Genomic DNA, 8993 nt, shown 5'->3' with positions numbered 1-8993 from the left:
TTTAGGCTGGTCAGGTGGTTAGAAGTACAAGCCCCTGGCTTTAGACATGGGGTTGGTTTCTACGGAGTCCCTGACGTTATACCAACTGCGGCAGGATCTATTGTAAACCTAAAGATTTAAAACCTAAAGTGTACGGTTTGTTTCTGAGAAGACAATTAAATATCTACCGTTGCTTTTCACAAATTGTAACTTGTCAATCCTCCCAGCTAAATTTCTAATTATCAATTATCAATTCTCAATTATCAATGCTCAATGCTCAATTTTTAATTTCCAATTATCAATTCTCCAGTCTCAATTTTCCACTCCCGCGCATCTACGGCGATGATTCAGAGTCAATTCGGCGTAGGATAGTGACAGAGCAAAGAAAAAGTGACGCGAGATAGCTTCGTTAATGGACATCATCGAGTTTTTCGATCGCAGTGCCGGGAAGTGGTTCTCTCAGAGAACCCGTCAAGATTTAGTTGCCGATCGATCCACTGCAGCCACCACCGATTTATGGATAGACCCCCTTTCCACCACCGAAACCGACGTGGTGCAACTGTGCCAACAGCAGGGGGTGGATCCGGCGGACGCCCTATGTGCTGCCCGGATCCGATGGGAAAGCAAACCCATGTTTAACGAACCCAAAGAATCCGGGGCCACAATTCTCGTCCCCTTGGGCGATCGCCCTCAATCCACCGAAGGGAAACTATTGCACCAACCCCCTTCCCCCGACAGTTTTCTACGGGGTCGCTTCCTGATTGGCAGCGATGACGCCGTGACTCTAATCGCCGAGTCGGACACCCTTTACGCCGAAGAGCGCATCTGGTTTGCCAGTGAAAATTTGCGACTGCGGACGAGCATCGTCAAACAGCCCGACGGTTTTAGCAAAGCATCTTTCTATAGCGAAATTCGCATGAAAGGATAACCTCACTGGGTATCGGACTGATTCGGGGCAGACTCGCGAGGGGTTTGGGCAACCGCTTTCAGCCTGGAGTAGAAATCCGATGGCGGCACCTTGGGGGTGAACTGATGAATCGGACTTTCAGGCAAAGACTCGCCATCCCGGTGGCGTACGGATTCGCTTTTCTCGGGGGCGCGAGTCTCGGGTAAGGGTTGTTCGGGCGGTTTAGATGTTTTAGACGCCCCGGAGTTGGGAGACAATGGCGGCGCAGATGGGGCGGGTTTTTCGCGCCACAGATCCGCGAGCAAATCGTCAAGTTCGCTATCCACCGCTTCGATGAGTTGTTCCCGACTCAGAAGCGATGGCACCTTGGGGGACTTGGCGACGGGCCGAGAGGATGCGGAAGCGGGTTTAGCGGGAGAAGGGGGAGGCGGAGAAGTTTTCTTCCGATCGCCAATGGTAGGGGAAGCAGGGCGATCGCTTTGCGGCGATGGCTGTTTCGGTAACTCCGCCCCCCAGGGTGGTGGCGATCGCCGCGCATCTCCCGAGGATTTTTTCTGTTCCGCGGGTTGGCTTTCCCCAGGGGGCCGACCCTTGGCGGTGGGTTTTGGGGAGAATACCCCGGCGGGTGGATCCGCAGGTTTTACCGGTGGAGGGGCAATTTCTGGCACCTCTTCCAACTGGGGCGAGACCGCTTCGATCCTGGCGGGAGGAGAATCGGTTTGCCCCGACGCTTTCCACTCCACAGGCAATTTGCTGCAAACTAAACTTTCAAATTCGTGGTTGAAATGATAAAGCGGCTGATTGCGCCGTTTCCAACAGGCCAAAATATGCGTCACCGAAACGGCTTTGTACCGCCCTTGGTACAATGCCTCGATCGCCCCCAGACGCACCCAAGCTGCCGGATACTCTTTGAGCCATTCGGCAACCAACTGTTCTGGGGTCTTGCCCCCTCTATCAAAACTGTAGTGAACCAGCAGTGCCTTGACACTGGCAACTGCGGTATCTTTAGCCGCTTCTGTCATCGTTACTGCCTGTGGGCGAATTCCAGCTTTTCCTGATTTTAAGTTTTGCCGATCGCTATTTTTTCTTACTCCAAAATTTTTAACCGTGACCATCGTAACAATTCACTTTTACAGTGCATGAAATAAGTCCCCAACTTCTTCGCGCAACCGCCCCATTCCATGCGCCGATTTTGCCCCTGCGCTTCAGCCAAACCCAACGGTTCGCGTTCCCGAGGGATTCTCCCCGGGGGAAAGCGAATCCAACCCCATATCATCCCAACACTCAGACCCCATCCTCGCCTCCATCCCCGAAAGGCTATGGGGATTGCAGCGCGAATCCGAGGGCGGGCATGGTGTGGCGATTGTCCCCTTGCGATCGCAAAACTGTGCCGTTTTCACCCCCTACCCGTGCATGACTCGTTTTCTTCTTCTAGAATCCATCGGCAAATGTGGAATTACATCACCCAGGGAATGAAGAGACAGTCTCACCACCCTTGCCCGAGGAAGGGTCAACCTGCAAGAATTTTCGCCCCTGCTCTTGACAATTCGTCACGGTTGTGGTATGCAAAAAAGAGTCGGTTAAACTACCCAGAGTCACCTTCGGCAAGAGTGACGCGATCGCGGCCCTGGCTTTTGGAGCGATACAATGCTGCGTCAGCCGCCTCCAAAGTCGCCTCAGCGCTCAAACCGCACTCGGGAAAACAAGCCACCCCCAACGAAATGGTAATCGAACCGAGGGATTGACCGCGATGCTGCACCTGCAACTGTTTCACCCCTTCTCTGAGTTCCTCGGCTCTGCGATAGGCATCATCAAGAGACGCATCGGGCATAATCACGGTTAGCTCTTCGCCGCCATAGCGACAGGCGATATCCGAGGTGCGAATGTTGTTTTGCACGAATTCCCCCAGGGCGCGCAGAATGGCATCCCCCGCATCGTGACCGAAGGTATCGTTAAACTGCTTGAAGCGATCCACGTCGAGCATGATCGCGCTGAGGGTTTGCTTTCCTCGGGAGGCGCGGTGGATTTCCCGTTCTAAAGAATCTTGCAGGTAGCGCCGATTGTAAAGCCCGGTGAGCGGATCGCGAATGCTTTGATTGTGCAGGGTTTCGCGCAGTTTTAAATTCGCCAATGCCAGGGAGACATGTTCCGACACCGTGCGCGCCAACTGGCGTTTCGCCGGGGTCAGTGCCCCCGCTTCTTGGCTTGCCAGATAAAACATCCCCATCGTTTCACCCTGGGCCATCGTCTGCACGCACACCGACTCCGCCCAGTGCGAGTCAGAGTGGATATGGTTGCAGGCTAACCCGGCACAGTGGCGATCGACCCAATGCAACTGACCCCGACGCAGTGCCCAGCATTCATTGGGGGCAAACATCGTTTGGGTGGGGAGAGACTCGCCCCACGTGGACACCGCCTCGACTACATTGTTCGCATCGTCGAGAATGAATACCCCTCCCGAAGTGCCGGGAAATAAGGGTTCTATCAGGGCGCTCAGGGCCTTGTAGGCTTCTTCCACGCTCAAGCACGCTTGCAGGAATTCATTCATTTGCCCGAGCAGATCCATTTCTTGGTTGCGTTTTTCCAGTTCGCTCACCCAGCCTTTGAGTTTGGCATTGGCTTCGTGCAAGTCTTCTTCGGCGCGCTTGCGATAGGTGATGTCGCTGGCGGTGCCGAGAATCTGCTCCGGGATGCCGCGATCGCTGCGCGAAAATACCGTGTCGCGACTGATGAACCAGCGCCAGCGATCGCTGGCGTCTTTGAGCCGATACTCGAACTCGAGAATGTCATCCTCCTCTAGGGTGATTCGCCGTTGGAAATATCCTCGCACGCGATCGCCATCCTCCGGGTGCAATAGGGTTTCGAATACCCCCTCTCCCATGTGGCGAATTTGTTCCGGCGCATAACCGAGAATTTCGGCGATCGGGCGATTTTCATAAAGATTTCGTCGTTCGCTCAAGTCGTAAATGTACAAAATATCCGGCGTGGTTTCGGCAATTCGCTGAATAAACCGTTGGCTGGAAAGCAGTTCGGCTTGGGAGTGCTTGCGCTCCTGAATTTCGCGCTGCAGTTGCTCGTTGGCTTGCTTTAATTCCGCAGTGCGTTCTTGAACTTTGATTTCTAATTCATCTTTGGATTGTTGCAGTTGTACTTCCGCGTGGGTGGCGCGATCGAGTTCGAGTTGAGCTTGCTCGAATAAGGTGGATTGTTTGATGGCGATCGCTACTTGCGTGGCCAATTTTTGCAGAAAATCAATTTCCGATTGCTTCCATTTTCTCGGCTCGGTACAGTGATGGGCAATCAGCAATCCCCACAGCTCTTCTCCTTGCAAAATCGGCACCACTAAATTCGCTCGAACCTGATATTGCTCCAGAAATTCCACATGACACTGAGTCAATTTGGCCCGATAAATATCTTCAATCGCTTTCGTGCGTCCTTTTTTATACGGTGCCACCCAAGATTCGGCGCAGGTATCTTTTATCGTTCTGCCGAGAATCGATAAGTGCTTGTTTCTCACCGATTCTACGGCAACCATCCCGCTCCAATCCGGTTCAAAGCGATAAATAATCACCCGATCGGTTTGCAGCAGTTGCCTAACCTGAGATACGGTGGTATTCAGAATTTCCTCGAGATTGAGCGACTCGCGAATCCGCAGGGCAATTCTCGCTAAAAGACGCTCTCTCGAAGCTTGTTCCTGTAGTTTTGCCGTGCGAAGGTTAACTTCTCTTTCCAGTTCGATGTTGCGATTGTGCAACAGTTCGACTTTCTCTGCTTGCAAGGTCCAGACTTTTTGCTCTAATCCCTGAATCACCTGATACAGTTGACTCGAATCCAGGGTTTCCATCAAACTCCCTTGGGTAATAATTCCGAGCAATTCTCCGTTATTGCCGCAGATAATTACCCGTTCTAAATTGCGTCGCTGCATCTGCTGATGGGCGGTCCATACCGACTCTTGCTGATGCAAGCAAAAAAGCGGCGCACGCATCACCTTTTCGGCGGGAATCTGTTCGAGATCCAGTTCGAGGGCTAAAAAATGGACGATATCTCGTTCGGAGATCGTCGCGATCGGCACCATCGCCGAACCGTTGTTTAAATTCGCACCGTCTACCCCAGGGGATTTGTCGATGACCACGACAGAACTGACTCGATGCGCTACCATTTGCTGAACGATATCGAGCAACGAGGTACTGGGTTCGGCATGAATCATGTCGGTTGCCATCACTTCTTCGACTTTTCGTCGTTTCAGCAAATCGGCGGGTTTGAGGATTCGGCGAATGGTATCGAGGGTAACAATTCCCACCGCTTTTCCGCTTTCGCTGACAATGGGTAAGTGGCGAATTTTATGCTTCCTAAAAATTTGAAGAACGCTAAAAATATCTCGAACATCCGCTTCGTGCAGGGTAATCAAGTTGAAGGTCATTACGTCAGCAACGATGACGCCTTCTAGATTCATTTCTCGAGCGGCAAACTGCACAAAATCCCACTCGGTTAGCAGTCCGACAAGTCGCTCGTCTTCTACCACTAAAATGCAATTCGGGGGAATTTTATTTCCGTTATTCTTATAGGACGAAGGCGTAAATTTCGGCCACTGGCAACTCTGGCTTTTTTCTAAGAGTAAGGCGATCGCTTGGACTAATTCCGTTTCCGGATGGACGGTTAAAATATTACGTTCGATAGCGGTTTCTGGCGCTAATGAAGATATGGGTAAATCTTTAAGTTGCATAGAAATGGGTTTGATGGTACTCATGGAAACACAACCGGAAATAATCAGGTTTAGATATTCTCGTTACCAAAATTGGTGTGAATTCTAGGCAGGAATAATACGCTATAGAGAATTATGGTGCGGATAATTCTCCGGCTTACTTATTATTGCAGATTTTTCCCCTAAGCTGCATCCATCCTCAGAGTGAAGTTTTCCGCCCGGAGAAATGTTATACCAAGCCAAAGCGATCGCTCCTTGACGAGTTTGCCGACGTCAGTTAAATTATTTTGTGCCTGGAGTAAAACTGCAGGGGCAAAAAACAGGGAAAAGCAGAGTAGGGTGGGCTGTGCCCACCCTACAGGTGCGAGGGTTCGAACTCGTTGAAACCCGCGATCGCCCAACGCGAACTGAAACCCCAAATCAAAATTACAAAAAATCTAACGTTCCATTATAACTTCTTTTCTGCCCCTGGGAAATCCTTCAAAACGGTTGTCCGCCACCGGTCCAGTTAAAGTCGTTAATCGACAGACTCAGAGAGCCTTCTCGGCGTTCGGGATTGTAATTCACCCGAATCCCGTAGGTGCGGCGGCTGTATTCTAAGGTCAAATCCGTACTGATTCGTTCCCCGGTATCCAAATTGAAGGAAGTTTGCACCCCGGCGCGAAACGGTCCGTACAGTTGCTGGGTCAATCCTGCAGATAGCACTTTAGAATCGGCAATGCGGTCGAAAATAAAGGGCGATTCCCCTTTAAACCACACCCGCGACAAACTCAAGTTAAATCCAGTATAGTCCAACCAGCGGCGCGCAAAGTGGCCAAATTGACCTTGAATCCCGATCGAACCGGTGAGGGAATTTTGGATATCGTCGGAGGTATAGGCGGTAGCCACCCCTGTCAGCCCTCCGAAAATGCGGATGTAGGGAGTCACCGGGGCGGGGGTATAGCGCAATCCTTGGGTGCGGGTACGGGGCAATTCTTCCCCTTTCCACAGCACTAAACTTTTGGAAACGGCGGCGCTGGCTTGATAGCGCCCTAGCTGAATTCGGTTATTTTCCCGCACCGGTTCGAGCAATTCCAGGCGATCGCTGTCGGCGGTGATATGCTGGGCGCTGGCTTGATAGCTGAGGTTGATTCCCGTCTTCCACAGGGAAATCACGGGCGACGCAATCACCATCCCCACGTTTTGATGCACGGTTTGATAGCCCAACGACCCATTAAACAAGCGATCGCGATAGGAATATTCCCCAGTCACCACATGGTTCGCCACGCCCTGACGCAACCGCAAACTTGCCCGCAAGTTCTCTTCCCCATCGTTAAAATCTAAATTGGTCAGTTCCGCCGATCCCTCAACAAAAGTCCTCGGGCCGGGATAGGCTTCCAAGTCAGCTTTCACCCCCCACAGTCGCCCTAAATTGCCGGTGCCTTCTTCTAAGGACCGTTGCAGGTAAAATTGGGGGAGAATTCTCAATTGCACGGGATCGTTGCCCGAATTTGGGGGTACCCAGGTGGTTTCGGCATAAATCCCACCGCGATCGTTGCGATCGTATCCAAAGCGAATCAATGACGGATCGCGATCGCGGCGATCGATTAAAAACCGCTCTTTCAATAACGGAATCGACAGGAAATCGTCAAACACCAACCGGGGACGGGTGGCGACGATTTCATCCTGCTGCGGGGATAATTGGCGAAAGGTGACGCGATCGGCGCGAATCTCTAACTCGGGGGGGGAAAAGGGGTCGTTCGTCAGTCGCACGTTGCGGCCCTCCCACCCTTGGGAACTGAAGTTGAGGCGATCGGATTCAAACCGCACCCGGTTAATCGTGCCGGCGGTTTGCGGGACGTTCACTCCCCCGCCCACACCGGCACCGATGGAAATTGCCCCGGTGGGTCGGATTCTGTTCGGCGGTTCCCCGGCGCGCAGGCGATCGACCAAATTCTGTTGCTGTAGTGCCCTGGGGCTAACATCCGTGGGCAAGGTCGGGCCAAAATCTTGGCCGGTGGTGGGTACAAAAATATCCCCGCGCGCGCGATCCATGCCGCCGCGATTTTGCACCATATCGTATTCTAGGCGATCGCCTTGCAGCACTTGTTGCCCTTTGGCATACACTACGTCGCCTTGTGCTACCGCGATCTGGGTCTCGAGGTTGACTTGCAGTTGTTCGGCATCTAACAGCGCCCCGCGCGCCCGCATTTGCGCGTTTCCTTCGGCGGTGGCAATTTGTCGCTGGCGATCGAATTCTTGCCGATCGGCTTTCAATTCAATCGTCTGTGCAGGGGCGATCGCCGTTTCTTCGGCGGCGCTTTCTTCCTCGGCGCTAGCAACTTGTTCGTCTCTGTCTTTCCCCGCCTCTGCTGCACTCTGCGGCGATTCTCTCTCCCGGGGGCTTTCTCGAGCCGTGGTGGCCCGCCTCTCGGGATACACATCCCGGGTTTCTCCCTTCGCCACAATCCTCGGGGAGGCGGTAGTGGCGGGGGTGGGGGCGAGTTCTTTCCCCTGGTTGAGCATCCACTCAACCCCGGTTGAGAGTAAGGGGCTGACAAATGTGGGGTTTTCTGCTTCGCGGTTGGCTTCCACCGGGGAGGATTTGGTGGCGGTGATGTCTTCCCCCCGGCTGAACATCCAATCGAGACCAATGTTTAATGTGGTGGTAAATTCCTGGTTTTCTGTGTCTGCGTCTCGCAGGGCATCTTCGGTGGAGGATGGCTCTAATTCGGGCAACTGTTTCGATGCGGCTTTCTCCCGGTGGCGATCGCCCTGCGGCGAGGGGACTGCTTCTGCTGTGCTTCTCTCGGGGGCTGCAGATTTCACCGGTTTGAGGGGCGAACTCACCTCCATCGGCGGACCGAGCAATGCGGCGTTGCTGGATGCCTGGGAAAACTCCGGCCCAAGGGTTTCGGTCTCCAGAGGGGGATTGACTTTGGCCAATTCAGGGGCGATCGCCTCAGCCTCCTGAGACTGGGACGATTCGTAATTCACGATCGCAGGGGGTTCGGGTGGCGTAACCGGATAATCCATAGTTCTGTTAACGTTCTCAATAACCCACAAACCAGACGCCACCCCTGCACGGCGCGTTCGCAACAAGGGGCGACCCTATGAGCCGCCCCTACCATGACTTGCAAGGTGTTCGCCTTGCTTATTCTAAATCGCGCCGTTTGGGGTTGCGTGCCGGGTCTCCGTTTAAAAATCCAAGGATGAATAAGGAAACGAAGAAGCCAACAACGAGATAAACAACGATTTTGAGGGTCAGCATAGAGATAACTCCAGTGTTTGGAAAAGCTGCAATAGTGTTAAACTAAGTAATTCTGTCACCAAAACTACTCGTCTTCAGAACCGGACTTGAGACTTTCACCTCATCCGGGGACTCAACAATTTGGCCTTTGTCATAGGTACCGAGGCTACCATCAC

The 8993-nt window shown here is 52.9% G+C and carries 5 protein-coding genes; 1 reads left to right on the top strand and 4 read right to left on the bottom strand.

Annotation, left to right across the window (positions count from 1 at the left end):
* Nucleotides 1-391 precede the first annotated feature (391 nt).
* A complete protein-coding gene (locus AC0QH1_RS14115) occupies nt 392-907 on the top strand; it encodes a phycobiliprotein lyase (RefSeq protein ID WP_324631804.1) in 516 nt (171 codons plus the stop codon).
* Between the two features lie 2 nt (nt 908-909).
* Here the strand turns inward: AC0QH1_RS14115 and AC0QH1_RS14110 are convergent, their stop codons facing one another.
* From AC0QH1_RS14110 to AC0QH1_RS14095, 4 genes are all read right to left on the bottom strand, one after another.
* The gene (locus AC0QH1_RS14110; RefSeq protein ID WP_324631803.1) at nt 910-2001 is read right to left on the bottom strand and encodes a hypothetical protein; all 1092 of its coding nucleotides are present in this window, start codon (nt 1999-2001) and stop codon (nt 910-912) included.
* Between the two features lie 470 nt (nt 2002-2471).
* Entirely contained in the window at nt 2472-5633 is a 3162-nt protein-coding gene (locus tag AC0QH1_RS14105) for a diguanylate cyclase (protein WP_324631802.1), read from the bottom strand.
* Nucleotides 5634-6068: 435 nt separating this feature from the next.
* Nucleotides 6069-8603, bottom strand: a complete 2535-nt coding sequence (locus tag AC0QH1_RS14100; RefSeq protein WP_324631801.1) for a DUF3769 domain-containing protein — start codon at nt 8601-8603, stop codon at nt 6069-6071.
* Between the two features lie 118 nt (nt 8604-8721).
* Complete coding sequence (locus tag AC0QH1_RS14095) at nt 8722-8838, bottom strand: photosystem II reaction center protein I (RefSeq protein WP_324631800.1); 117 nt, start codon at nt 8836-8838, stop codon at nt 8722-8724.
* Nucleotides 8839-8993 lie beyond the last annotated feature (155 nt).

Source organism: Phormidium sp. CCY1219, assembly GCF_055795085.1.
The sequence above is the reverse complement of the archived record's forward strand: the minus strand, read 5'-3'. Positions and strand labels throughout refer to the sequence as shown.